The organism is Acinetobacter sp. SAAs474 (assembly GCF_032823475.1).
In the GTDB taxonomy this organism is placed as follows: Bacteria; Pseudomonadota; Gammaproteobacteria; order Pseudomonadales; family Moraxellaceae; genus Acinetobacter.
Genome location: NZ_CP127915.1, coordinates 740,335 through 767,209, shown reverse-complemented (window position 1 = coordinate 767,209; position 26,875 = coordinate 740,335). Strand labels below are relative to the sequence as shown.

23 protein-coding genes, 2 tRNA genes and 1 rRNA gene are annotated in these 26,875 nt (G+C 36.0%); 12 read left to right on the top strand and 14 right to left on the bottom strand.

Going from position 1 to position 26,875, the window contains the following annotated elements; genetic code table 11:
* Window positions 1-388: 388 nt before the first annotated feature.
* From QSG86_RS04605 to QSG86_RS04590, 4 genes are all read right to left on the bottom strand, one after another.
* Window positions 389-464: transfer RNA gene (locus QSG86_RS04605), tRNA-Ala, on the bottom strand.
* A 123-nt stretch (window positions 465-587) separates the two neighbouring features.
* Window positions 588-664: transfer RNA gene (locus tag QSG86_RS04600), tRNA-Ile, on the bottom strand.
* Between the two features lie 60 nt (window positions 665-724).
* Window positions 725-2,262: ribosomal RNA gene (locus QSG86_RS04595) — 16S ribosomal RNA — on the bottom strand.
* A gap of 432 nt (window positions 2,263-2,694) precedes the next feature.
* Window positions 2,695-3,255 (bottom strand): peptidylprolyl isomerase, encoded by a 561-nt coding sequence (locus QSG86_RS04590; protein ID WP_317030410.1) that lies wholly within the window; start codon window positions 3,253-3,255, stop codon window positions 2,695-2,697.
* 365 nt (window positions 3,256-3,620) lie between these two features.
* Here QSG86_RS04590 and grpE point away from each other — a divergent pair, with 365 nt between their 5' ends.
* From grpE to QSG86_RS04575, 3 genes are all read left to right on the top strand, one after another.
* Window positions 3,621-4,160 carry a nucleotide exchange factor GrpE gene (gene grpE, locus QSG86_RS04585; RefSeq protein WP_317032671.1) on the top strand — a complete coding sequence of 180 codons (540 nt, stop codon included), beginning with the start codon at window positions 3,621-3,623 and terminating at the stop codon, window positions 4,158-4,160.
* Between the two features lie 119 nt (window positions 4,161-4,279).
* Window positions 4,280-6,223, top strand: coding sequence for a molecular chaperone DnaK (gene dnaK / locus QSG86_RS04580; protein WP_317030409.1), 1,944 nt, complete (start codon window positions 4,280-4,282; stop codon window positions 6,221-6,223).
* A gap of 273 nt (window positions 6,224-6,496) precedes the next feature.
* Complete coding sequence (locus tag QSG86_RS04575) at window positions 6,497-6,874, top strand: hypothetical protein (RefSeq protein ID WP_410487443.1); 378 nt, start codon at window positions 6,497-6,499, stop codon at window positions 6,872-6,874.
* A 287-nt stretch (window positions 6,875-7,161) separates the two neighbouring features.
* Here the strand turns inward: QSG86_RS04575 and QSG86_RS04570 are convergent, their stop codons facing one another.
* The 4 genes from QSG86_RS04570 to QSG86_RS04555 form a co-directional block, all read right to left on the bottom strand.
* On the bottom strand, window positions 7,162-8,460 hold the full coding sequence (locus QSG86_RS04570; protein ID WP_317030407.1) for a lytic murein transglycosylase: 1,299 nt from the start codon (window positions 8,458-8,460) through the stop codon (window positions 7,162-7,164).
* A 557-nt stretch (window positions 8,461-9,017) separates the two neighbouring features.
* Complete coding sequence (locus QSG86_RS04565; RefSeq protein WP_317030406.1) at window positions 9,018-10,139, bottom strand: 5-(carboxyamino)imidazole ribonucleotide synthase; 1,122 nt, start codon at window positions 10,137-10,139, stop codon at window positions 9,018-9,020.
* Window positions 10,140-10,155: 16 nt separating this feature from the next.
* The gene (gene purE, locus QSG86_RS04560) at window positions 10,156-10,668 is read right to left on the bottom strand and encodes a 5-(carboxyamino)imidazole ribonucleotide mutase (RefSeq protein ID WP_317030405.1); all 513 of its coding nucleotides are present in this window, start codon (window positions 10,666-10,668) and stop codon (window positions 10,156-10,158) included.
* 187 nt (window positions 10,669-10,855) lie between these two features.
* On the bottom strand, window positions 10,856-11,194 hold the full coding sequence (locus tag QSG86_RS04555) for a DMT family protein (RefSeq protein ID WP_317030404.1): 339 nt from the start codon (window positions 11,192-11,194) through the stop codon (window positions 10,856-10,858).
* A gap of 243 nt (window positions 11,195-11,437) precedes the next feature.
* Here QSG86_RS04555 and mpl point away from each other — a divergent pair, with 243 nt between their 5' ends.
* A complete protein-coding gene (gene mpl, locus QSG86_RS04550) occupies window positions 11,438-12,811 on the top strand; it encodes a UDP-N-acetylmuramate:L-alanyl-gamma-D-glutamyl-meso-diaminopimelate ligase (RefSeq protein ID WP_317030403.1) in 1,374 nt (457 codons plus the stop codon).
* 61 nt (window positions 12,812-12,872) lie between these two features.
* Here the strand turns inward: mpl and QSG86_RS04545 are convergent, their stop codons facing one another.
* Window positions 12,873-13,160 (bottom strand): GNAT family N-acetyltransferase, encoded by a 288-nt coding sequence (locus QSG86_RS04545; RefSeq protein ID WP_317030402.1) that lies wholly within the window; start codon window positions 13,158-13,160, stop codon window positions 12,873-12,875.
* Between the two features lie 342 nt (window positions 13,161-13,502).
* On the opposite strand from QSG86_RS04545, the gene QSG86_RS04540 reads away from it, so the two are divergent.
* From QSG86_RS04540 to QSG86_RS04530, 3 genes are all read left to right on the top strand, one after another.
* On the top strand, window positions 13,503-14,123 hold the full coding sequence (locus tag QSG86_RS04540; protein ID WP_317030401.1) for a 2OG-Fe(II) oxygenase: 621 nt from the start codon (window positions 13,503-13,505) through the stop codon (window positions 14,121-14,123).
* Between the two features lie 275 nt (window positions 14,124-14,398).
* Window positions 14,399-15,598: a sugar transporter gene (locus QSG86_RS04535; RefSeq protein ID WP_317030400.1), complete on the top strand. Its 1,200-nt coding sequence runs from the start codon at window positions 14,399-14,401 to the stop codon at window positions 15,596-15,598.
* Between the two features lie 304 nt (window positions 15,599-15,902).
* Window positions 15,903-16,865 carry a TerC family protein gene (locus tag QSG86_RS04530; RefSeq protein WP_317030399.1) on the top strand — a complete coding sequence of 321 codons (963 nt, stop codon included), beginning with the start codon at window positions 15,903-15,905 and terminating at the stop codon, window positions 16,863-16,865.
* 95 nt (window positions 16,866-16,960) lie between these two features.
* Here QSG86_RS04530 and QSG86_RS04525 read toward each other — a convergent pair whose 3' ends face one another.
* Window positions 16,961-17,545 carry a nucleotidyltransferase family protein gene (locus QSG86_RS04525; protein WP_317030398.1) on the bottom strand — a complete coding sequence of 195 codons (585 nt, stop codon included), beginning with the start codon at window positions 17,543-17,545 and terminating at the stop codon, window positions 16,961-16,963.
* A gap of 105 nt (window positions 17,546-17,650) precedes the next feature.
* Between QSG86_RS04525 and guaD the strand changes: the two genes are divergently transcribed.
* Complete coding sequence (guaD, locus tag QSG86_RS04520) at window positions 17,651-18,979, top strand: guanine deaminase (protein WP_317030397.1); 1,329 nt, start codon at window positions 17,651-17,653, stop codon at window positions 18,977-18,979.
* Between the two features lie 1,487 nt (window positions 18,980-20,466).
* On the opposite strand, the gene QSG86_RS04515 is transcribed toward guaD, so the two are convergent.
* Window positions 20,467-21,174 (bottom strand): transglutaminase-like domain-containing protein, encoded by a 708-nt coding sequence (locus QSG86_RS04515; RefSeq protein WP_317030396.1) that lies wholly within the window; start codon window positions 21,172-21,174, stop codon window positions 20,467-20,469.
* Between the two features lie 65 nt (window positions 21,175-21,239).
* Here QSG86_RS04515 and QSG86_RS04510 point away from each other — a divergent pair, with 65 nt between their 5' ends.
* Window positions 21,240-21,641: a MerR family transcriptional regulator gene (locus QSG86_RS04510; RefSeq protein ID WP_317030395.1), complete on the top strand. Its 402-nt coding sequence runs from the start codon at window positions 21,240-21,242 to the stop codon at window positions 21,639-21,641.
* 5 nt (window positions 21,642-21,646) lie between these two features.
* Here the strand turns inward: QSG86_RS04510 and QSG86_RS04505 are convergent, their stop codons facing one another.
* Together QSG86_RS04505 and QSG86_RS04500 are read right to left on the bottom strand one after the other, a co-directional pair.
* On the bottom strand, window positions 21,647-22,573 hold the full coding sequence (locus QSG86_RS04505) for a LysR family transcriptional regulator (RefSeq protein ID WP_317030394.1): 927 nt from the start codon (window positions 22,571-22,573) through the stop codon (window positions 21,647-21,649).
* A gap of 537 nt (window positions 22,574-23,110) precedes the next feature.
* Window positions 23,111-23,590 (bottom strand): Lrp/AsnC family transcriptional regulator, encoded by a 480-nt coding sequence (locus QSG86_RS04500; RefSeq protein ID WP_317030393.1) that lies wholly within the window; start codon window positions 23,588-23,590, stop codon window positions 23,111-23,113.
* Between the two features lie 151 nt (window positions 23,591-23,741).
* On the opposite strand from QSG86_RS04500, the gene QSG86_RS04495 reads away from it, so the two are divergent.
* The 3 genes from QSG86_RS04495 to QSG86_RS04485 all read left to right on the top strand — a co-directional run bounded on the left by QSG86_RS04495 (window position 23,742) and on the right by QSG86_RS04485 (window position 25,798).
* Complete coding sequence (locus QSG86_RS04495; RefSeq protein ID WP_317033357.1) at window positions 23,742-24,371, top strand: LysE family translocator; 630 nt, start codon at window positions 23,742-23,744, stop codon at window positions 24,369-24,371.
* Window positions 24,372-24,613: 242 nt separating this feature from the next.
* Entirely contained in the window at window positions 24,614-25,141 is a 528-nt protein-coding gene (gene hpt, locus QSG86_RS04490; protein ID WP_317030391.1) for a hypoxanthine phosphoribosyltransferase, read from the top strand.
* Between the two features lie 405 nt (window positions 25,142-25,546).
* Window positions 25,547-25,798: a GlsB/YeaQ/YmgE family stress response membrane protein gene (locus QSG86_RS04485; RefSeq protein WP_317030390.1), complete on the top strand. Its 252-nt coding sequence runs from the start codon at window positions 25,547-25,549 to the stop codon at window positions 25,796-25,798.
* A gap of 54 nt (window positions 25,799-25,852) precedes the next feature.
* On the opposite strand, the gene QSG86_RS04480 is transcribed toward QSG86_RS04485, so the two are convergent.
* Complete coding sequence (locus QSG86_RS04480; protein WP_317030389.1) at window positions 25,853-26,548, bottom strand: DsbC family protein; 696 nt, start codon at window positions 26,546-26,548, stop codon at window positions 25,853-25,855.
* Window positions 26,549-26,875 lie beyond the last annotated feature (327 nt).

The following is a 26,875-nucleotide window of genomic DNA, read 5'->3' as shown; positions in this document are numbered from 1 at the left end:
TGTTCCTACAAGTAGAACAACCAACATTACAGTTTAGAGCTTTGTGAACTTAATCACTATACAGCTTCAATTAGATTCATATACCAAAACGCTTGATTCAGTTTAATCGCTAGTAACTCATTTCTTGTAATTACTTACTTGAAACGAGTATGAACAAATTATTTCAACTCAAATATATTCTGTTAATGATTAACTACTGCCTCGTCAGCACGTAGTAAACTGTGATAAATCACAGAGATTAATAACAATGCATTATACAATGCTTTATCACTAAGCTCTATAATCTAGCTTTCGTTCGATTAAAGTCTAAACACTCAGAGTAACGCTACGCGCAGCATAGCTGCTTGTCTTGCGTTTGGGCGAAATATATTTCGCTATTTCCAAACTCTGGTGGAGACTAGGAGAGTCGAACTCCTGACCTCCTGCGTGCAAAGCAGGCGCTCTACCAACTAAGCTAAGTCCCCAGCTTAAGATCTCAATATATCTTGTTTCTTTTCACTCAGAATCCTTGAACCCATACACTACGCACTCACTTTCGTTCGTTTGTCTTGCACTTCGCCTTAAAGTAGTACTTTAAGTCTTGTTCATGGTGGGTCTGACAAGACTTGAACTTGTGACCCCACGCTTATCAAGCGTGTGCTCTAACCAACTGAGCTACAGACCCTCAGATATATTGCATGAAGAACAACTTGTTGTGGATTCTTACCAATCGTCAATCTTTCGTTAAGGAGGTGATCCAGCCGCAGGTTCCCCTACGGCTACCTTGTTACGACTTCACCCCAGTCATCGGCCACACCGTGGTAAGCGTCCTCCTTGCGGTTAGACTACCTACTTCTGGTGCAACAAACTCCCATGGTGTGACGGGCGGTGTGTACAAGGCCCGGGAACGTATTCACCGCGGCATTCTGATCCGCGATTACTAGCGATTCCGACTTCATGGAGTCGAGTTGCAGACTCCAATCCGGACTACGATCGGCTTTTTGAGATTAGCATCCTCTCGCGAGGTAGCAACCCTTTGTACCGACCATTGTAGCACGTGTGTAGCCCTGGTCGTAAGGGCCATGATGACTTGACGTCGTCCCCGCCTTCCTCCAGTTTGTCACTGGCAGTATCCTTAAAGTTCCCACCCGAAGTGCTGGCAAATAAGGAAAAGGGTTGCGCTCGTTGCGGGACTTAACCCAACATCTCACGACACGAGCTGACGACAGCCATGCAGCACCTGTATGTAAGTTCCCGAAGGCACCAATCCATCTCTGGAAAGTTCTTACTATGTCAAGACCAGGTAAGGTTCTTCGCGTTGCATCGAATTAAACCACATGCTCCACCGCTTGTGCGGGCCCCCGTCAATTCATTTGAGTTTTAGTCTTGCGACCGTACTCCCCAGGCGGTCTACTTATCGCGTTAGCTGCGCCACTAAAGCCTCAAAGGCCCCAACGGCTAGTAGACATCGTTTACGGCATGGACTACCAGGGTATCTAATCCTGTTTGCTCCCCATGCTTTCGTACCTCAGCGTCAGTATTAGGCCAGATGGCTGCCTTCGCCATCGGTATTCCTCCAGATCTCTACGCATTTCACCGCTACACCTGGAATTCTACCATCCTCTCCCATACTCTAGCTTCCCAGTATCGAATGCAATTCCCAAGTTAAGCTCGGGGATTTCACATCCGACTTAAAAAGCCGCCTACGCACGCTTTACGCCCAGTAAATCCGATTAACGCTCGCACCCTCTGTATTACCGCGGCTGCTGGCACAGAGTTAGCCGGTGCTTATTCTGCGAGTAACGTCCAGTACTCTTGGGTATTAACCAAGGTACCCTCCTCCTCGCTTAAAGTGCTTTACAACCAAAAGGCCTTCTTCACACACGCGGCATGGCTGGATCAGGGTTCCCCCATTGTCCAATATTCCCCACTGCTGCCTCCCGTAGGAGTCTGGGCCGTGTCTCAGTCCCAGTGTGGCGGATCATCCTCTCAGACCCGCTACAGATCGTCGCCTTGGTAGGCCTTTACCCCACCAACTAGCTAATCTGACTTAGGCTCATCTATTAGCGCAAGGTCACAAGTGATCCCCTGCTTTCTCCCGTAGGACGTATGCGGTATTAGCATCCCTTTCGGAATGTTGTCCCCCACTAATAGGCAGATTCCTAAGTATTACTCACCCGTCCGCCGCTAGGTCCGGTAGCAAGCTACTTTTCCCCGCTCGACTTGCATGTGTTAAGCCTGCCGCCAGCGTTCAATCTGAGCCATGATCAAACTCTTCAGTTAAAATCATTTTGTAGCTTTAATCTAAGCTACTAAATCTGGCTCATCAATTTTCTGACAAATTCTCTCAAATAAACTTCGAGTAATTTAAACCAATCAATCAATGATAATATTTCGATCAATCAATCAGTAAAAATCCACACAAGTTGTTCTTCATAATTTCTTAATGATCTTCTTAGTATCTCATCAATACTAAGCTTTGAACTTCAATAAACTAAACAACTTAGCACTTTGTGCTAACTTCGTTTCCGTCTATCTCGTCGGTATGGGGTGCATTCTAGAGCATTTACATTTCTTTGCAACCCCTATTTTTAATATTTGTGAACAGGTGCTCTATTTTTATGCACAAACTGAACAACATACATGCAATAAATTTAATAAGTAATTGAAAATAATATTGAAAAATTATTTTCAATGATTTTAATATGTTTGCACTTATTTTGTGCAAGTCATTTTCACACTCAATATTTCAACAGGTTGAGCAGGAAGATCTTTAAACATTTGTGACTGACTCAGTGGCTGCTGCGCAATTTTATTGACCACAGACATACCTTTAATAACCCGCCCAAATACGGCATAGCCAGCATTGGTCGTCGAATAGTCCAAATATGAATTGTCAGCAAGATTAATAAAAAACTGGCTGGTTGCTGAATCTGGATTGAGGGTTCTTGCCATTGCGACACTACCACGCAAATTAGACAAGCCATTATTGGCTTCATTTTTAATCGCGGCATACGTTGGCTTAGTCAGCAACTGCTGAGTCAAACCACCTCCTTGAATTACAAAGCCATCAATAGTTCTATGAAAAATCGTACCTGGATAAAAATTAGCATTTACATATTGTGTAAAGTTCTTGACTGAAATTGGTGCTTTATCTGGATAAAGCTCTATTTCAATCATCCCCATATCGGTGCTAATCGTTGCACAGCTTTTAGCAGCAAAAACATTGACCGTAAATCCCGCTATTAAACTCGTCAATACGATATGTTTTAACATTTTGATTTCTGCATCCTATAAAAATTAAGTTAAATTACGACCAACATAAACTAAGGCTATATTGAGTCACAATAAAAAAATGACTAAAAAACAAACTTAAAAACAACAGAATAAATATATTTACGCATGCATTATCTTTAACCAAGTAACTAAAAAATACTTAATATGTGCGCTTAAATGCTCCCATATTCATACAAATATATAAAATTAATCATCTCATTCGCTTGAATTTTAAGGACATGCCCCGACTTCTACACTAATCATGAAATTTATTAGACTCATGGCAGTTCAGCATTAACGCAGTTAACTCTGCTGCCGATTAAGGACTGTACATGTTTAAAAACCCATTTAAACGGAGTAAATCAATGGCAACTGAGCACAATGAACAAGCTCAAGATCTCCAACAAGAGCAAATGGAACAAAACACGGCTCAAGATACAGAGCAAGCTGAAGTGACGATTGACAGTTTACAAGTACAAATTGTCAAACTCGAAGAAGATCTCAAGCTACAAACAGCACGTACTGCAAATGCAGTCTATGAAGCACAAAAAAGTATTGAACGTATTCAACGTGAATCTGAAAAACATAAAGATACCGTTTTAGAAAAATTTGCTAAAGAATTGCTAGATTCTGTCGATAATCTAGAACGTGCAATTCAGGCAGCTGACAACCAAGCATCACCTTTGCTTGAGGGCGTTCAATTAACATTAAGATCACTGCTGACTACACTTGAAAAATTTGGTGTTGTGGTCGTAGATACTGATCATGGATTTAATGCTGATTTTCATCAAGCTGTAGGTATTGATCCTTCAGTGAAAAGTAATGAGATTGGCAATGTATTACAAAAAGGCTATACCTTAAATGGTCGTTTACTTCGCCCTGCTATGGTGATGGTTGGCGCTTAAGCCTTATAAGTTCGAGAGTTTATTAAAAAAATTATGAAAAATTACTTGAAAATTTTTGAATGGCTCTCATATTCGATAACAAATGCAAATCACAAAAGAATTTTAGAGGAAAACATCTAATGGCTAAAATCATTGGTATTGACTTAGGTACAACCAACTCATGTGTCGCTGTTCTTGAAGGCGACAAAGTTAAAGTTATTGAAAACGCAGAAGGTGCTCGTACTACACCATCGATTGTTGCGTATAAAGATGGGGAAATTCTCGTTGGTCAATCAGCAAAACGCCAAGCAGTAACCAACCCTAAAAACACATTATTTGCCATCAAACGTTTAATTGGTCGTAAATATGATGATGCAGCAGTTCAAAAAGATATCGGTCTTGTACCTTATAAAATCATCAAAGCAGACAATGGCGATGCTTGGGTTGAAGTAAACGATAAAAAATTAGCGCCACAACAAATTTCTGCAGAAATTTTGAAAAAAATGAAAAAAACTGCAGAAGATTACCTTGGCGAAACTGTTACTGAAGCAGTTGTTACCGTTCCAGCTTATTTTAACGATGCACAGCGTCAAGCAACTAAGGATGCAGGTAAAATTGCAGGCCTAGATGTTAAACGTATTATCAACGAACCAACAGCAGCAGCACTTGCGTTCGGTATGGATAAAAAAGAAGGCGATCGTAAAGTTGCAGTATATGACTTAGGTGGTGGTACATTTGACGTATCAATCATCGAAATTGCCGATCTTGATGGCGACCAACAAATCGAAGTATTGTCAACAAATGGTGATACATTCTTAGGTGGTGAAGACTTTGATAATGCATTGATCGACTATTTAGTTGAAGAGTTTAAAAAAGATCAAAATGTGAATCTTAAAAATGATCCACTTGCATTACAACGTTTAAAAGAAGCTGCTGAAAAAGCAAAAATTGAACTTTCTTCTGCAAATGCAACAGAAATCAACTTACCATACATCACTGCAGATGCAACAGGTCCTAAACATTTAGTGATCAATGTAACACGTGCAAAATTAGAAAGTTTAGTTGCTGATCTTGTGGCACGTACGATTGAGCCATGTAGAGTTGCATTAAAAGATGCAGGCTTATCAACTTCAGATATTTCTGATGTAATTTTAGTTGGTGGTCAATCACGTATGCCACTTGTACAACAAAAAGTACAAGAATTCTTTGGTCGTGAACCACGTAAAGATGTAAACCCAGATGAAGCCGTTGCAATGGGTGCTGCAATTCAAGGTGCTGTACTTTCTGGTGATAAAAATGACGTCTTGCTACTTGACGTTACGCCGTTAACACTCGGAATTGAAACAATGGGCGGTGTACTTACACCAATCATTGAAAAAAATACCACAATTCCAGCGAAAAAATCACAAGTGTTCTCTACTGCAGCAGACAACCAACCAGCCGTAGACATTTCAGTTTACCAAGGTGAACGTAAAATGGCTCAACAAAACAAATTGTTGGGTAACTTCCAATTAGGCGATATTCCACCTGCACCACGTGGCGTACCGCAAATTGAAGTATCATTTGACATTAACGCAGATGGTATCTTAAAAGTGTCTGCAAAAGACAAGAGCACAGGTAAAGAGCAATCAATTCAAATTAAAGCTAACTCAGGCTTAAGCGATGCTGAAATTGATGCAATGATTAAAGATGCTGAAGCAAATGCTGAGGAAGATCGTAAATTTGAAGAGCTTGCTAAAGCACGTAACGAAGCGGATGCATTAGTTGCTAGTGCACAAAAAGCAGTTAAAGATCTTGGTGAACAAGTAACAGCAGACGAAAAAACTGCAATCGAGACTGCGATTAACGAACTTGAAGCATCAACAAAAGAAAATGATGTTGACGCAATCAAAGCAAAAACTGAAGCATTACAAAATATCTTGATGCCAATTACGCAACGTGCTTATGAAGCAGCTCAAGGTCAGGCGGGTGCACAAGGTTTTGATCCAAATGCATTCCAAGGTGATGCTGCGGGTCAACAACAAAAAGCGGATGATGGCGTTGTTGATGCTGAATTCACTGAAGTTAAAGATGATAAAAAATAATTGATCACTTTAATTAAAAAACCGCGCTAAAAGCGCGGTTTTTTAATTTAATAGATGATATCTATCATTATTGATACCACTTCAATAAGCTTTTAAAACAATACTTTATCCAAATATAATGCAATATATCCCCACCATGTTGAGATGATCAAATCTTTTCAACACATACTAATCTCATAAAACCAAAGCTATTTGGTTATTTTTTTAAATGCTTTCTTTGAAGATTGGTCTCTATTCATGCTATGTTTAATACACAATAATTAATGAATCATTTTGGAGAGCAATGTGAGTTACTACCATATTCTTATTGAAGTGAATGACCACATCAGCACGATTGAACAAACGCGTGATATTGAAATCTTTGATATTACTGAAATTCAACCCCACCTCCATGCAATATTACTGCCTTATTTCAATGAGCAATCGATTGAGTTTGAAGATGAAAATATTGAATACCAAGATATTTTACACCTAGAAATTCAACAAACCTTACTACCCATCCATGACTTAATAGAAGAAGAACAACGCTTATTACCAAGCGATACTGAAATTACTATCAGTGCATATGAAATTTTTAATAATCGTGATTTAAGTCAAGATGTTACTACTGTCACTTTTGATCTGATTGAAGCAATGACATTAAAAAACTAACAATATCTTAAATATATTCATGCATACTGATTCCAGATTAATTTTAATGACTAAAATACAGTATAGATCCATAGCAATAGCCAATTGATGACCAAATCAAAGCGATCATTTTTTACTTTGTTCTGATGACATCATCCGTATAGATCGCTTTGGCTCCATGCTTTTTATGATATTGAATATAGCTTGAGATTCAAAATCATTTATATCGCAACAAACAGTACAGTGAATTCAAAAATATCAAGCAGATTCAATATCTGCTTGATATCTAATGTTAGACTTAATCAAATTTATTGCATTAAAGATCGGGCATGATCTTGGCGCAAAGCCTGTAGAATTTTCTGTCCAGCACGTGCATTCGGCACTAAACCCAAACGAATTTGTTCTCGCTGAATCGCCTGACGCGTTTTATCACCAATCAATCCATCTACAGTCCCAATATCGTAACCACGATTGAGTAATAATTGTTGGATTTCTCGACGTTCAGCACGTGACGTTCCCGCATCATCTGTTGGCCAAGTAGCGACAAAAGTACCTTTACCCTGCAAACGATCTGATAAATGCGCAATGGCCAACGCATAACTTTCTGCTGCATTATAACTATAAATAGCATCAAAATTTTTAAATACTAAAAATACAGGTCCGTTAATACCTGCTGGTGCCATGAGTCCGGCAGGTGTTGTTTGAGATAAATTACCTTGAATTAAAGGTGAACCATCTATACGTGTAACACCACGTGCAATCCAATTCGATAATGCTTTCTTATTACGACGCCCTTCACCATCAATCGACATTCCTTTAGGTAATTGCACTTCAAATCCCCAGGGTTGTCCAGTTTGCCATCCTCTTTTCTTTAAAAAGTTTGCTGTAGAGGCCAAGGCATCAGCAGTACTTGAGACCAAGTCACGACGACCGTCACCATCAAAGTCAACTGCAAGCTCTTCATAAGTAGAAGGCATAAATTGGGTATGACCAAATGCACCGGCCCAAGAACCTTTCAACTGCTCTTCGGTTACATCACCACGCTGTAAAATACGCATTGCTGCAAAAAATTCGCCACGAAAATACGCTTGGCGACGTCCTTCACAACTTAAAGTTCCCAAAGCTTGTAATAAAGGATATTTACCAGAAATATCACCAAAATTACTTTCCACCCCCCATACAGCAACAATCGTCTCAACAGGAACACCGTAGGTCATTGCAACACGATTTAATAGATCCTGATATTGTTGTATTTTCTGCTGTCCAACTTGAACTCGCTCATCATCAACCAATCCAGAAAGATAATCCCAAATCGGTGTAGAAAACTCTGGCTGATAGTTTAATTTTTCTATGACTGAATAATCAGGTGTTAATTGCTGTGTATAGCGTGAATATGTTTCAGCAGATACCCCCGCAGCAATCGCTTGACTACGCAGATTAGCTAAACATGTCTGAAAACGTATGTATTTGCTGCTATCGACATCAGAAGCTTGCGACATATTAATCGGTGTCGTTGTTGACGCCACTTGCTGATTAATAATCAGTTCTGCATGTGTCTGAGAAAATACCAACAAAGAAGAGAAACACACCAAAGCTAAATTACGCATAGATAACCTAAAATATTTTGAATTTAAATTATAGATAAACCATAGCATTATCTGGCGTAGAAAATAAAAGAAATCTGCAATTTAAATTTATTTAATGTATTTAAATTTAAAACATCTAACCTAAATCACACATTTGAATTTAAAAAAACAATTTTAAATTCAAACTTTCCACACAAAAACCTCAAACTTATCCACATATCACCCCCAAATAACAGCATAATTTCAATAAAAAGCGCAAATTAAATTCATTTAAAATTATTTTGAATTCATAATTTGCAAAAACATATAAATTTAAATTCAAACGAATCGACTTTGAATTCATTCCATAGACCAGTTTGAATTCAAAATAAATATTTTAAATTCAAAAATTCTCTCTCGCTAAATATTATTTTATTTTTAGATCAATCACATCAGACCTCACGCAAAATCATCATCAATGCTGATCTAAAGCTGATTTTTATTGTGTATTTTTCATTGGGGGCGCCATCATGCCTGAACTTTTAACATAAAAAAAGCGCTCATTCACATGAGCGCTTTTTTATTACGCAAAATTTGAGTTAAATGGTGATATCTTCAGTTAATGCCAACGGATTTGGTAAAATTTTTGCCAGTTGACGACATAAAGTGGTGAGTTCACGATGATCATTTGGCATTAAAGTAATATGACCAATCTTGCGTCCTTCACGCTCGGTCTTATTATAAAGATGCAAATGTACACCAGCTAAAGCCAACACTTCTTCAGACTTTGGATATTGACCAATAATATTAATCATTACCGTTGGTCGGACCAGATCTGTGGCACCTAATGGCAAGCCTGCAACAGCGCGAATATGATTTTCAAATTGAGAGCAAATTGAGCCTTCAATTGACCAGTGTCCAGAATTATGAACACGTGGTGCCATTTCATTGGCATATAAACCCTGTTCTGTTACAAAAAGCTCAAGTGTCAGCACTCCCACATAATTTAAATGGTTAAGTAGACGTGTAATATAATCTTGAGCAATCGGTTGTAAATCAGCACTATTGGGCGCAGGAACGATAGAGTGTGACAAAATACCATGATGATGATGGTTTTCAGCCAATGGCCAAGTTTTTACATCACCGTCTTGTCCACGTACAGCAATAATTGAGACTTCACGAGAAAACTCCACAAAGCTTTCAGCAATTAAAGTACCTGCCGGACCTAATTCTGCCCATGCTTGTGCGATTTGATGATGCTCACGTAAAACAAACTGCCCTTTGCCATCATAACCACCAGTGGCTGTTTTAAGTACAATAGGTAAGCCCAACTCAGCGACTGCACTTTCTAGACTATGCAATGAATCTACAGCCTTATAAGGTGCAACCGGAATATCGAGTGCATCAAATAATGCTTTTTCCTGTAAACGGTTTTGAGCTGTTGCTAAAGCTAAACGAGGAGGATGAAGTACTTTATTTTCAGTTAAAATATCGACGTCTGTAAGCGGCGTATTTTCAAACTCAAGACTAAATACATCTGCACTGGTGATAAATTGTGCCAAGCCATCTGCAGCTTGACTCGAAATCACTGGTCCCAATGCTGCTGAAGGGCAATCTGTATTGGCTTCAAAAAATGTACATTGAATATTGAGTGGCAATGCAGCTTGCGCCATCATACGACCAAGTTGACCACCACCAAAAATACCGATGGTTTTATTCATAACATATGTCCCGTATTTAAGCTTGACCCGGAATATTTTTACTGGCTACTTTTTCAGTTTGTTCACGGCGAAATGCTGCCACATTTTGTGCAATTTCAGGACGTGTAAGACCTAAAATTTGTGCGGCCATAATCGCGGCATTGGTCGCTCCAGCAGGACCAATCGCCAATGTACCAACAGCAATACCGGCTGGCATTTGTACAATAGACAACAATGAGTCAACACCATTTAAGATAGATGATTTGACTGGTACGCCAAGTACAGGTAAATCTGTTTTAGCGGCACACATACCCGGTAAATGTGCAGCACCGCCTGCGCCGGCAATAATCACCTGAATACCGCGATCTCGTGCCATTTCTGCATATTCAAACAATCGATCTGGAGTACGATGTGCAGATACAACCTCAGCTTCAAAAGGGACGCCAAGCTGTTTAAGCATATTGGCAGTGTGTTCGAGCGTAGCCCAATCGGATTGAGAGCCCATGATAATTCCAACGAGAGGAGTGTCTTGAGAAGCGGCCGCATTCATTGCAATGTTTCCAGAGATTAAAGTAAGAGAAATAAATCTCGACGAGAGCCAAGCTTTAATAAGAGCCCCATATTATAGACTGATTTTTCATCTCAATAAAATTATGCAATCTCTCTGAGCAGCGATTTTTATGATTTTTTAATTCAATTCTGAATAAATCATGCCAGAAGTCGAATCATTTCATTGATTATTGACTACGAAAAACAAAATATACACAGCCCAATAAACATAAACCTGCCCACAGGTAATCCAATTTAAAAGGTTGTTTAAAGAGTAAAATCATAAAGGGAACAAAAACCACTAAAGTCAAAACTTCTTGCGTGATTTTCATATGGCCCAGGCCCCAACCTTGTTGTGCCAACATCCGGGTTGCTGGAATCATCAAACTATACTCAAATAGTGCAATAATCCAACCAAATAAAATCGCTTGCCACATTGGTGCATCATGTAAAAATTTAAGATGCCCATACCATGCCAGTGTCATAAAACAATTGGCGATAATCAATAAGGCTAAAGGCAGTAGCATGATAAACCTCAGTAGGGAGATAATTTAAATTATTCTACGTATTGGTTTGTTTTAAATACATATTTATATCAAAAAATTACATTTTAGTATTTTATGATTCAGCAAAGATAAAAGCCAAGAATAAATACAAGAAAAACTATCTTTTCCTCAAGACCCTTGCTATCGTTACTTTTGAATTGAATAAATCATGCGATCTCCCTAACACTGGGGGGATATGTCACAAGAAGAAGTGGAGTTCAACGTATGCACCTGCATATTTTAGGTATCTGTGGCACCTTTATGGGGTCTTTAGCATTATTAGCACGCGACTTAGGTCATAAAGTGACAGGGTCAGACCAGAACGTTTATCCACCAATGTCAACTCAACTCGAACAAGCAGGCATTACCTTAATGCAAGGTTATGACCGCAGTCATTTACAGCCACATCCTGATTTAGTAATTGTGGGTAATGCCATGAAACGTGGGATTGATGCCATAGAATATATGCTTAATGAAGGTTTAGCATACGTGTCAGGCCCTCAGTTTTTGGCAGATCATGTCTTACAGGGCAAACATGTTTTAGGTGTTGCAGGAACACACGGTAAAACCACCACCACCACCATGCTAGCATGGGTACTCGATCAAGCAGGACTCAATCCCGGCTTTTTAATCGGTGGCGTACCTCTTGGTTTTAGTGAAAGTGCACGTTTAGGGGCTGGAAAATATTTTTGTGTAGAAGCTGATGAATATGATTCTGCTTTCTTTGATAAGCGCTCTAAATTTGTTCACTATCATCCTAAAACTGCAATTCTAAATAATCTTGAATTTGATCATGCCGATATCTTTGATGATCTAGCAGCAATTCAAAAACAGTTTCATCATTTAGTCAGAACAATTCCAAGTGAAGGGCGCATTATTGCGCCAATTACTGAAAAACATATCGATGAAGTTTTAGCAATGGGATGTTGGACGCCTGTTGTACGTACATCATTAAATGCAAATGAACATAGTGCACTTTATGCCGAACAGTTAACAGCAGATGGTCGCCATTTCAAAGTATTGCAACATGGTATTGTTAAAGGTGAAGTACAGTGGAATATGACAGGGCAACATTCTGTTGCCAATGCTTTGGCCACGATTGCTGCCGCTGAACATGTCGGTGTTAGTATTGAAACAGCCTGTCAAGCATTATCAAATTTTGCTGGGGTTAAACGCCGTATGGAATTACTTGCGAACATACGTGGTATTGAGATCTATGATGATTTTGCACATCATCCCACAGCGATTGAAACTACACTTGAAGGCGCTCGTAAACGTTTTGGTCAACGTAAACTCTGGGCGATTATTGAACCACGTTCAAATACCATGCGTATGGGAAGCCATAAAGATAATTTGGCTCATTCAGCACGTCTCGCGGATCAAGTGATTTGGTATCAACCGGAAGGTTTAGATTGGGATTTACATCCTGTTATTGCGGCTGCCACCAATCAAGCCATCATTTGCCAATCTTTAGACAACATCATTAATACCGTGGTGAGTCAAGCGAGTGAAGGCGATGTTATTGTGATTATGTCTAATGGTGGATTTGGTGGATTACATCAAAAACTAATTCAGGCTTTAACGACATCAACCCTATAAATCTTGTTCAATATCCTGAAAGTGCAATAATTTATGGTCACTTTCAGGATCATATCATTCATTAAGCTGAAGCGATTACATCCGCTAAACGTTGGTCACGCTGAAACATGACCTGTACATAGCTACATTCGGCAATGATTTTGAGTTGATGTTGACGTGCAAATGTAACCAAAGCATCTAACAACTGCGCTGCAACACCTTGGCCACGTAAACAATCATCAACCCAAGTATGATCTGCAATAATAGTTTTATCGTTGTGCCAACGATAGGTGATTTCAGCTAATTTATGTTGATCTTCTGCAATCCAAAATATACCATCATCATGTTGTATTGGGTATTTAGTCGACATAATCACTCCTGTTTTCAATTATTGTTGGTTGGGAAATGCTGAACTGATATTGCCCTGATCATCACTTTAACAGTTGACTGAATCTATGATGCGCTTAAAACATAGCATAATTGATCACTCAATAGATTTCTTTTTATCATGGCAACATAATATTCAGCAGGTGATATCATTTAGCCCACTGCATGACAATCATATAATATGCATGCCTTTAACATAGCGCTAATAAAATCTGTAAACCTTGATTAAATAGGACTAAATATAACAAAAATCAATAGCAGTAGAAAAACACGGCCATTTATTGATATAGTTTCTAAAAATAATCTACACCAATGAGTCATAAAAATGTCAGATATCCTAAGGCTTGATGCCTTAAAAGATGCTCAAGTTCAACAAAGTCCTTATCCTTATTTTGTAGTCGATCATGCGATTGCCGATCATGCCGTACAAGCAGTTATTCAGGATTTTCCAAAAATTACACATGGCGGTAGCTTTAATTTAGATGATGTAGAAATTAAACCCAATTTTGATCATTTATTAAAAGCATTGGATACAGCTGAATTTCGTCAAATCTTAACCGACAAATTCCAAATTGATGTCATGCATCATCCGATGATGATTACATTACGTGGTTATTCACGTCAAAAAGATGGCCGTATTCATAGTGATTCAAAAAGTAAATTGCTCACGATCTTAATTTATTTAAATGAATCATGGGATCATACGACAGGCCGTTTACGTATTTTGAATAATCAACATGATATCAATGATTATGTTGCAGAAATTAATGCAGGACCAGGATCATTAGTTGCATTTAAAGTCACAGATAATGGTTGGCATGGTTACATCCCATTTGAAGGGCAACGTCAGTCTATTCAAATTAATTTTTTAACCAGTGAAAAAGCCAATGCCAAGCATCGTTTTTTTCATGGTTTAAGTGCCAAATTGAAAAAAATATTAAAGTAATATCATAGAGGTACTCAATCCATAAAATAGATCTGATCAAAATTTCATGGATTGAGTGATCATCAGTCATCCTATCTTAATCAACACTCACTCCATTTAAAAATCATCTATCTATTTACAGGATTATCGTTGTTCTATCATCTCATCTGTAAAAGATCATACTAAATCATCTCTCATCAACTTAAATCAAGATACAATTCAATTGTTAGATTTTGATCACATCATAAAATAACTGCTTTAAAATATCTGATAAAATTATTTACTCTTCTGGTTCAATGTCTTCTACATCATCTCATCCCTCTCACGCCACTCCGAAGCAATGGATTGGCGTGATTACGCTTGCCTTTGCTGCCTTTATTTTTAATACCACTGAGTTTATTCCGATTGCCTTACTCAGCGATATTGGTCAAAGCTTTGCAATGCCAGTCACTCAAGTCGGTATCATGATTACAGTATATGCATGGGTCGTGGCACTTATTTCACTACCGATCATGCTATTAACCAAAAATGTTGAACGACGTTTACTGTTAATTGTACTCTTTATTGTCTTTATTTTAAGTCATGTTCTATCCTATCTGGCATGGAGCTTTTCGATTTTATTGCTGAGTCGTATTGGTATTGCGATGGCACATGCTTTATTTTGGTCGATTACGGCTTCTTTAGTGGTTCGAATTGCACCGCAAGGAAAAGAATTTCAAGCTTTAGGATTGCTATCGACAGGCACAGTACTGGCTATGGTACTTGGTATTCCATTAGGCCGTATGATTGGCGATGAATATGGATGGAGAAATTCTTTTGGTCTGATTGCAATTTGTGCCACCATCATTTGTCTTATTTTATCAAAAACATTACCACGCCTCCCCAGTATCAATTCTGGCTCTCTAAGTAGCTTAAAAATATTGGTAAAACGACCAAGTCTCATGCTGATCTTTGCTTTAGTGGTCATTATAATTAGCGCACAATTCACCGCCTATAGTTATATTGAACCTTTTGCACTGGATATTGCCGCGCTGAGTTCGCAACAAACCACAACCTTATTATTAATTTATGGGGGAGCTGGATTTATTGGCTCTTACTTATTTGGTCGGTTTGCCAAAAAATTAGATCAAATTTTGATTCCTTTAATGACCAGTTGTTTAGCAATCTCCATGCTATTGTTACTCAGTGCTGCAATAAGTTTTTTCACTTTAAGTATCTTAAGCGTATTTTGGGGAATTGCCATTATTGGCTTTAGCTTAGCCCTTCAATCTAAAACGCTTCATTTTGCTTCAGATGCAACGGATGTTGCCATGGCGATTTTTTCAGGTCTATATAATGTCGGTATTGGAGGTGGTGCATTGATTGGTGGTATGGTAACCATACATTTAGGGCTGAACTATATTGGCATAGTAGGGGGCATGATTGCTTTTTTAGGTACATTATTAGCACTCTATCTCGTCAAACGTAGCGATTTTTCCATCACGCAAAAGTCATAATCGTGCTGATTTAGATTTGCATATTGATGAAAAACCTGTCATCATTCTGCTCACTTTGGGATTAAACCCAAACACAGAATAGTTGAACAAGGGGAGTAGCCTCCTCCAAACGTTAAATAACTGATAAAGCTTATTTAACGCGTCAGTATATCGTCATTACACTTTGCAAAAAGTCGGTATCTGAGCATCTTATTTAACACAAGATGTAGGCAAGACCTTGATCATGTTGTAATAGATGTTTGATATCATCTAGCGACTGATCAGGGTTTTTTTATGATTGGTCGTCAGATGTGGAGGAATACACATGGAAACGATCGGTACCTTATGGCTGTATCTTGCATTTTTTGGCATTGTTGCAGTCATGCTCATTATTGACTTTTTAGGCTTTAAACAAAAACAAGGCCAAGAAGTTAAAATCAAAACAGCAGCATTTTGGAGCATTGCGTGGGTTTCTGTTGCTGCACTTTTTGGTGGTGGTTTATGGTTATATCTGCAACAAACTGCGGGTATTGCTGTAGCAAATACCAAAGTCATGGAATACTTTGCAGGCTATCTGCTTGAAAAATCATTAGCGATTGATAATGTCTTTGTCTGGCTTATGATTTTTGCAGCTTTTGCGATTCCACCTGCTTTACAACGCCAGCTCCTTTTATATGGTGTGCTCGGTGCCATTATTTTACGTAGTATCTTTATTTTTATTGGTGCATGGTTTGTCCAAGAATTTTCTTGGGTACTGTATATCTTCGGTGCATTTCTCGTCTATACCGGCTTTAAATTTCTAAAAGGCCAAGAAGAGGACCCCAATATTGAAGATATGGCTATTCTTAAGTTTTTGCGTAAACATTTACGTATTACGCCAACGATGCAGGATAACAAATTTTTTGTCCGCCAAAATGGCGTACTATGGGCAACACCATTATTTTTAGTCCTCATTTTGGTTGAAGCATCAGACGTTATTTTTGCTGTCGATTCTATTCCTGCAATTTTTGCAGTCACCAGTGATCCATTTATTGTATTAACTGCAAATTTAATGGCAATTTTAGGCCTACGTGCCATGTTCTTTTTACTCTCTGGTGCAGCATCTAAAATGCATTATTTACCTTATGGTCTAGGTATTATTTTATTATTTATCGGCTTTAAGATGTTAATGTTAGATGTGTTCCATATGCCAATCTGGATTTCGCTTAGCTTTATTGTGATTGTACTTGCCATTACTGCATGGATGTCGATTCAACATAGTAAAAAACATCATGAAACAACATTATAAAATTTTACTCACCCTAATGTTGTCAAACACAATGCCAGTGGATTAAATCACTGGCATTTTTAAAATGATATGTTTTACCTCTCAATTGTGGGTTGCTAAATATCCACACAACTTAATTTCGGCCATCGAGACAAGAATTTTTTCTGTTGAATGCGTTGTAAAAATACTGAATAAGCAACCAATGCAGGATTCCATCTAAGCTTTAAATGCAGTAAATCTGCTAAACCAAGTGGAGCGAGACAATCAATATTACCTTGATGATTAAAACGCACTGCGACTGCTGTTGCTGTTTCTGGCCATAAAGATATGGCATGTGCTAAAGATTGCAATGCAGAGATCGATGCACCTTCTTCAGTACGATACCATTGATGTACTAAAGCTTGATTCGTTACATCCCATTGAATAGATGGAAATATTTTAGTTATTTTATCTTCAATTTTTTGATGTTGACGACCATCATCATCTGGATCATAAAACACAATATCAACTTCAGTATGGTTTAAATCATACTGACGATCATGTAAATAATCCCAAATTGTATTACGAATGACACCAGCAGCAATATAAGCATCAGGTTCAATCTCATACAATTGCTGTAAAATCGCAGTCAAATATGGATGATTTAATAGGATATGACTGAGTTTATTTTGATGATCTAATGGCATTAAAGTATCAATCATAAGTAAATATCTGTCATTGTATTGCTATTGATGTTGATCTGGTGGCCTGATAAACATCATTTTACGTTACAATCAATTGAAAAAAGTAAAAAGCGTAGGTTTTAAATGTCTCCTGTCATTGCAACAACGGCAATTCGTGGTCGTTTTCTCGATATTCAAAATACAGTAACTCAAGCAGATGCCATTCATGATCAAGTGCGCTATATCGAAGATGGTTTATTGATCACCGAAAATGGTAAAATTAAGTGGTTCGGCATCTGGTCTGACGGACAAGCTTTGCTGGATTCACACACGACTGTACAACATTATCCAGAACAGTTGATTGTTCCAGGCTTTATTGACACACATATTCACTTTCCACAGACCGAGATGATGGGGGCCTATGGTGAGCAACTTTTAGAATGGTTAAATACCTATACTTTCCCAACAGAAATGCAATTTGAAGATCCTATTTATGCAGAAAAAATTGCACAATTTTTTATTGAAGAATTACTTAAACATGGCACCACAACTGCTTTAGTATTTTGTAGCGTACATCCCACATCGGTACATGCTTTATTTGAGGCTGCACAGCATTACCATATGCGTATCATCGCAGGTAAAGTCATGATGGATCGTCATGCGCCAGAACAACTCTGTGATACTGCTGAAAGTGCTTATCATGACTCTAAGACATTAATTGAACAATGGCATAATAAAGGGCGTAATCTATATGCGATTACACCACGCTTTGCACCCACCTCAACACCCGAACAATTACAAAAAGCACAGCAACTCAAAACTGAATATCCAGATGTTTATCTGCATACGCATTTAAGTGAAAATCAAAATGAAATTGCTTGGGTTAAAAGCTTGTTCCCCGAACAGCAGGGCTATCTTGATGTTTATCATCACTATGGTTTAACAGGTTCACGCTCTATCTTTGCACATTGTGTCCATTTAGATGAACATGAATGGGATTGTATGCATCAGACTGATTCAAGCATTGCTTTTTGTCCAACATCCAATCTATTTTTAGGGAGTGGTCTATTTCCACTGCAAAAAACTTGGGAAAAGCAGGTTAAAGTCGGTTTGGGTACAGATATTGGTGCAGGAACTTCATTTTGTCAGCTACAAACACTGAATGAAGCCTATAAAGTACAACAATTACAAGGCTATAAACTTTCAGCATTTGAATCACTGTATCACGCTACCTTAGGTGGTGCGAAAGCATTGGATCTAGATGATAAACTCGGGAATTTTAACATTGGAAAAGAAGCAGATTTTGTGGTGTTAAACTTATCGGCAACACGCTTACAGCAATTACGACAACAACAGAGTAAAAATCTAGAGGATGCGTTATTTGCCTTAATGATGTTAGGAGATGACCGAAATATTGATGCGACATATATTTATGGACAATGTGTTTACAGTCAAAACAATCATGATCAGTAGTTGGTGATTCATATCAATGTTCATCACATAATAGATCAATCTATCTAAAGTAAAAAAAACCACATTCTTGGGGAGGAATGTGGTTAAAACTATCAATCTAACTCATCATCAGGGAATGTTCGATCTAGATATATTGCATAAATGGCATGGATAAATCATGAAAATCATGTTGTAAAAATAATATTTTATACCATAAAATCGTTAGTTATACTTGAAAAGTTAGCATGTGTACCGATTAGCATTTATGTTATTAAGTCATTGAAAATTAATCTTAATCATATATAGATTTAACATAATATTTTATCGCAGGCATCTATAGATGAGCACAGTATTGATCTGATCATCATTAAAATCATTTGCAATATTTTGTTCCTAGTTATCCCCAATAGAAAAGAAGGCTGTGGATAAAAACTGAGATATACACAATTGATAGCACTAATATATGATTTGATATTGCTTTAATTTAATCGTCAAAACAAATCAATATGATAAAAATAATCACTTTTACATATTATTATTTTTGTTATATAGTAACGATAAGAAGATTAACTATTGATATAATTGACTAAAACCAGTTACCCTCTGGATGTATCTCTCCCAAGAACATCCTTTTTCAGCCCAATTCTCACTTGAATTGGGCTTTTTTTATCATTACTGTTGCAATCGTCAATATCAGTCAATTGATGGTGATCACAAACTAAAAAATCATAAAAAAAAAACCGACATAAATGTCGGTTTTTTCTATGAAAAATTTAACCTATTATTATAATATATTGTCATTATTTTTCTCTCTGGATGTGAATATTAATCTATTCATCTTGTTATGTTTATAAGCATACCCCATCTTTTTTTTAAATAAAACGCAGCAAAACAGTTGGAATAGTGAAAATTTTAATTAATCATTTAAAATCAATAACTAAGTTTTAACTCATACTAAAAAGATCAAGTATTAATTAACCATTTATCTTCTATACAGCAGCATTTTTAATTAAAAAAATATCACCATAACTCAAATAAAATCACATAATTATTAAAAAAAATGATATTAATCACATTGTTAATTTACTCAAAATTACCACATAGCATGATTTTAGATCATAGTTAGACTAATAAAAAAATATATGTCATTGATATTTAAATAAATTATTAACATTTGTAAAAAAATATTTTTTTAAATTAATTCTCCTTATTCATCATGTTGATCACTACTCCAGCTACATTTTTTAAGCGTCTTTATCTGATTGAATGAATCTAGATCATCAATTTGATTTGTCTTAAGACATTAATCCATCTCATGGCCATAGTTCTTTCAATGCGATTTTATTGAACAACCACTTCATTTATGGTTGTTCCATGATCAAGATCATCCATGAGGTATGAAAGATCAGAAAGGCTTTTTTAAACACGACCTAAGTCAATATACAAAGATCATGGATCAAGCTCAGCATCATCTATAACGAGTAAGAAATATCATGATTAACGATGGATTAACAAGATTTACCGTCTCTAATCATATTGACATTTTGATTCATCAGATGCCTGATAATATATTTAAAAACCAATCTCTTAAAATAACCCAGTTGTTGCTGGTGCTGTTGATAAAATAAATCAGGACTATCAAATAAACCAAAATCTTGATTGATACCTTTATCTTGGATATAAGTATGATTTAAATTCCAATCAATTGGGGGATTTTGAAAATTTTCAGTATATACACCATAACCACAAAAAGTATTTTTGACCTCTTTATTTATCGACTGTAGACGCTGTAAATATGGACGATCTAAAATAACACCTTCTAAATTAAACCATTGTCCCTGAATATAGACTTCAACCCAACTATGTAAAATATTGGCCGGTGATAATTGATACCATAAACCATCAATAGCGCCTTTCTGCAAGGCTTTATCAATCGTGAAACCATGTAATCTAGTGGGGATATGAACAGCTCTTAATAACGCCATCAGTAATGTAGCCTTGGTATTACATTGACCATAGCCATCTTGAAGAACTTGCGAGGCTGGAATATCATCACGACAATTGTAGCCAAACTGAATATCATCACGAACAAAATTATAAATCATCTGTATTTTTTGCTGATCATTAAGCTGTTGCCATTGTTTTTGCTGAATTAACTCCTGTATAACACTATGCTGATAATCTAAAAGTGCAGTATGTTTTAGTAAATTTTCCATATCAATCTCCTTCTAATACATTGATTAAAAACTATGGTTTAAGACCAAGGTCAATAGGAACGCATATGCTGATTAATATTTCTCAACTGGCAAAAAAAGCGCATACCACCATTGATACAATTAGATTTTATGAAAAAAAAGGACTACTCTTACCCAAAATAAAAGCCAGTAATCACTATCGATACTATGATGAAAATTCACTATATCAATTAAATTTTATTCTGAATTGTAGACATTTAGGATTATCAGTTAAGGAGATTATTTATCTTTTAAAAGAATTAGAAACACCTGAACAAAATTGTCATAAAATTAATGAATTAATAGCAAAACATACTCAAGATCTGGAGCATAAAATTCACACGCTAACATCATTTAAACAGCAATTAGATCATTTAAAAAATAGATGTGAAAATAATCAAAAAATTGAAAATTGCTATATTGTAAAACACTTACAAACTCATGATTAAACAGATTATTTTGTAGAAGGATTGAGAGTAGTAAGATGATCTTCGTGATAAAATTGCTGAATCATTCCCGTACAATTTTCAATGATTCTATCATGATCTTTTTTCCAAATTAATCGAACCTCGGATTGATAACTTTGATTCTCTATTGCTAATAATTTGACCTGCTGAGGAAGCACAGTACCAAATTCCTCAGGAACAATACAAATCCCAAAACCATGCGCAACTAAATCTAGTTGAGATAATTTTCTAGATGAAACTCTAGATCTTTTTTGGAAAAATCCATGACTTAAACATAGATTAGCAACTAAATAACTTAAGCCTCCACGTTGTGCATGTGGTGTAGAAACAAAATTAAAATCTTTTAAATCATCAATATCAATTGTTGATCGGTCTATAAAGGCAGCATCTGTCGCTAGAACAGCTACATATAAAGGTGCTTGATATAAACTGATGCTATTGATCAAACTCAAATCATGATAAACAGGGGGGCGAATAAAACCAATATCAATTTCACCATTTAATATCGCATCAATTTGGGCTTCAGATGATAAGGTATTAATTTCAATATTAATTTTATGATTTTCACATAACTGATCTAAAAGCTGTAGTTTATGATGATCCATAATAATACTACTGGAATGAGCGATTTTAATTGTTCTATCTTCACCTTGACTAATTCGCTTCGCTAATGCAACAGAAGTATTAATTTGATCAATATGCTGTTTTAAATTTTGATACAGTACTGCTCCAGCAGAAGTCAATTTAATTTTTTTCTCTGATCTATCAAAAATATCAAAACCAATATCATCTTCTAAATTTTTGATTTGCCGACTTAATGCTGATTGTGCAATAAATAATTTTTCTGAAGCAGCCGTAAAACTTCCACTTTCAACAATACAAATAAAATAATGACATTGCTTTAAGGTTAACATATCTCAAAATTCGCTGAATGAATGCTTTTTCTATATTAGATTAGATAGATAAATTGTTATATCTTTTTCGTTCTACAATTAAATGAGGTGTGTAACGATATGACAATAAAAAGTAAAATTATATTATCGATACTGATGATCATCACATGTTTATTATTACAATCTTATGATGATTATATGGGTACAGCATCAAAACTAGCCTCCAACAGCGTCAATCAATGGACGGATTAAATGAAATCATCTTTTGATGTGATGCTCATACTTTATCGATAGCACGACAAGATGATGACAATATATCTATCATGTAATCAATACACTGATTTTCCTGATATATAAAACTAATGACCAATCCATAGCGCTAGATTGGTTTAAAAAGTTTGATATTTTAGAGCAGTCATCTCATTAAATGTTCATATTTAAATATAACGATAAAAGAAAAAATTGAAGCAATAACGTGAGCGAAGCATCGATATGCAAACATATCGATATTTTTATGTGTAAAACGCTTTAATCCTATCCTGATTAAATAAGATGTAATCAAAAATCTGATAGAGGAAATCCGGTAAATGGTTTAATTTCTTTTAATACAAACATACTTTGCATTTCTTTAATGCCTGGTAATCGTCGTATGATCGACATCGAAAAATCAGCATATGTATCTAAATCTGGAGAAACGACTTGTAATAAAAAATCAGCATCACCACCAATGCTATAACATGCGACCACATAATCTAATGCCGTAACTTCTTCTTCAAATTTTTTAGCTTCTTTTTCACTATGGTGATCAATAGATACTCGAACAAAAACCATAACACCTAAATCTATTTTTTTACGATCAAGTAATACACCATAGCCTTTAATGATATGACGATCTTCAAGCTGTTTAATTCTACGCCAACAGGGTGATGTCGATAAGCTAAGCTGTTCTGATAGCTCCGCAATGGTGATACGTGAATTTTTTTGTAAGCGTGCTAAAATTTTTTGATCTATTTTATCTATTTTTTTTGGATTAGGCATAAACATCTAATGGATAAAAGATAATGAGCATTTTATACCTTTTTTTATCTATTTTATAAAGTAAATAGATCGTTTTAACCTTTATTTTTAAGAAAAAATATAACAACTTTTTTATATAGATATTGCTTCCATGCACGACATAACACCCATCATGAGCTATTTGCTCACACTCACGATTGCTGCCATTATTCCAGGGCCAGGCATGACAGGATTAATGTTTAAAACGTTGTTACAAGGATATAGAAATAGTTTTATCATGTTACTCGGTCTGATCACAGGTGATATTATTTTTTTAATTATCTCTATTCTTTTCGTATCATCCTTAAATCAAATACTGCCCAATTTTTCAGCTTATTTGATCATACTTTCTAGCGCATATTTGCTATACCTTGCCTATAAATTTTGGTCATTTAAGGGCAATTTATTATCAATATCATCACATCCTCCAATTCAAGAAGTATTATATTCTTATCGAGATGGTTTACTCATCACGTTAAGTAATCCCAAAACAATTTCTTTTTACATTGCTCTTGTTCCTGCAATTTTTGGTCCATCTGCTGTACAGCAACAGATATTACTCATTATTGTTCTTACTGGCTTAATTTTAATATTGATTGGCTGTATCTATATTTTTTTTGCATGGCATTTACAAAAACTTCTTGCTCATCACACAGTACAACGCCTTTTACGCCAATGCTTAGCAGCACTACTGGTAATATTGGCCTTAAGTATGCTGTATCAACAATTCAGTAGTCATAAAGCAATCCTAATGATCTTTTAAAATATAGCGCGTAGGGGAGGCCTGTCTTATCAAAATTATGCCTATCCTGGTTAATTTGCCATATACGATCAAACATAATCACTCAAATAATAACTTTATTTCAATCAAAATGCTTACATTTTTCGTCATGTAAAAGGATGCATCTCAAGTGTAGATCGATTAAAATTAAGCATATAGTACTTATAGGCGTTGTGAATAAACGCCTTTTTTATTTATATTTTTTATTCATTAGGTATCTACCCATGACCGTTCAAATGAGCGTAATGATTTCTGAGCAAGAAATTCAAGCCAAAGTAAAAGAGCTTGGTGCAAAAATTGATGCACACTACGCAAACAGTGACAAAGAGCTTGTACTTATTGGCCTACTACGTGGTTCTGTTATTTTTATGGCAGATTTATGTCGTACAATTGCGAAACCGCATGAACTAGACTTTATGACAGTTTCAAGTTATGGCGGTAATACCGTATCTAGTCGTGATGTTAAAATCTTAAAAGACTTAGATGGTGATATTCGTGGCAAGGATATTTTGGTGGTTGAGGATATTATTGACTCAGGTAATACACTCAGTAAAGTTTTAGAAATTCTCAAGACACGTCAACCTCATTCCATTGAATTATGTACCTTAATCAGTAAACCTTCACGCCGTGAAATTGACTTAGAAGTTAAATTCTTAGGGTTTGAAGTAGAAGATAAATTTATTGTAGGTTATGGTTTAGACTATAATCAAAAATATCGTCATATTCCTTTTATTGGTGAAATTGGCCTTTAAACCATTAAAGCTGTATCTAGCATACTCAAACAATAGTTTTAGCGATTGTTTGAGTATGATCTGTTTAATGCAAAACTATCCTCAACATATGATGTTTCTTGAATGAGCTAATACTGCAAGACTAATGATTTTCAGCTCATTTTAATCCCTTATGATGAGACCAACACAAAAGCACAACAACTTGTATCATTTTAACTATTTTTGATTTATTTGAATAACTTGATGATAGCACTATATGATTTATCATCATGATATAGCGGATTATCCTGTTATTTTAGTCATATTTATCTGTTGAATAAATCTGCTTCAAATGTAATAGCATCATTCTATCTCATGAAAATTTATGTCAATATCATGTCAAGAGAGTATGAATAGTAAATAAGTTAGATAACAAGGAGAAGCGTAATGTGGTCATTAATTGTCGCAATTTTGGTCGGCTTTATTGCAGGTTTAATTGCACGTGCCATTAAACCAGGTAATAACAAAGCAGGTTTTATCATTACGACTTTACTCGGTATGGGAGGCTCTTTAGTCGCAACGTATGGTGGACGAGCACTTGGTTTGTATGGTGAAAATGCGACCGCCGGTTTCTTTGCTTCTGTCATTGGCGCTATTGTGATTTTATATCTGTATGGTTTATTGACAAAAAATGCTTAATTTTAATATGCACCTCAGCCTATGAGGTGCTTTTAATAGTTATAAACCTACTCTTTATAAACCAAAATCTTTAAAAATTTCTTCCATTTGTTCCACAGGAAAAGCACCGACTACTTTTAAACCATTAGAAAAAATAATGGTCGGTGTACCCGTAATTCCCAAAGATTTAGCAATTGCTAAATTACGTTCAATTGGATTATTACAGGTTTTTTGAACCGTCGGTTGAATACCAGAGTTAATTAAATCTGTCCATGCCTGTGCCGGATTTTGACTACAATATACTTGTTTTGACGGCGCAACAGATTGCGGTTTAAATGGTAATATAAACATATAAATTGTCACATTATTTAATTGATCTAACTCTGTTTCAAGTTTCTTACAATATGGACAATTCGGATCAGAAAAAACAGCGATTTGACGCTTACCATTACCTTTTACAATTTTAATCGCATCATTTAAATTAAGCTTTTTCCAATCAATGGTATTTTGTTTGACCATCAAATCTTTACTTAAATTTCTTTGATCTTTAAGACGTACCATTGTTCCAGCAATTAGATGCTGAGCATCATCATTAAAATAAACAATTTGCCCACTCAAAGTACCGCTATAAATTCCTTTCATTTCAGTCGCTGCAATCTGCTCAACTTTGATGTTGGGATAATTTTTGCTTAAATTGCTGCTTGCAGTTTCAAGGTTGGCATGACTCAATGTAGAGGCTAAAGCTGCCATCCATAATATTGTTTTTTTCATTTTAACTTATGACTCATCCATTATTAAATTACAGTTTAGCAGTATAACAATGATTCATAGCATACTGATATTTGTTCACAATAGATCATCAAAATAGATTGATCACATAGACGTTCCACGTGAAACATTAATATTGCTGATTCGATAATTGCTAAGTGATCTTGATATCAGTACTGTGATCACAAATGAATAATGCATTATATAACCATCATACTTGCGTTACTAAAACGACGATTTAACCACTTTCCAAGATGATTTTATCTAAAAAATGATTGATAATCACTGAAGATATTTATATGCTTTATTTTTTCTTCATATGCAATTTAT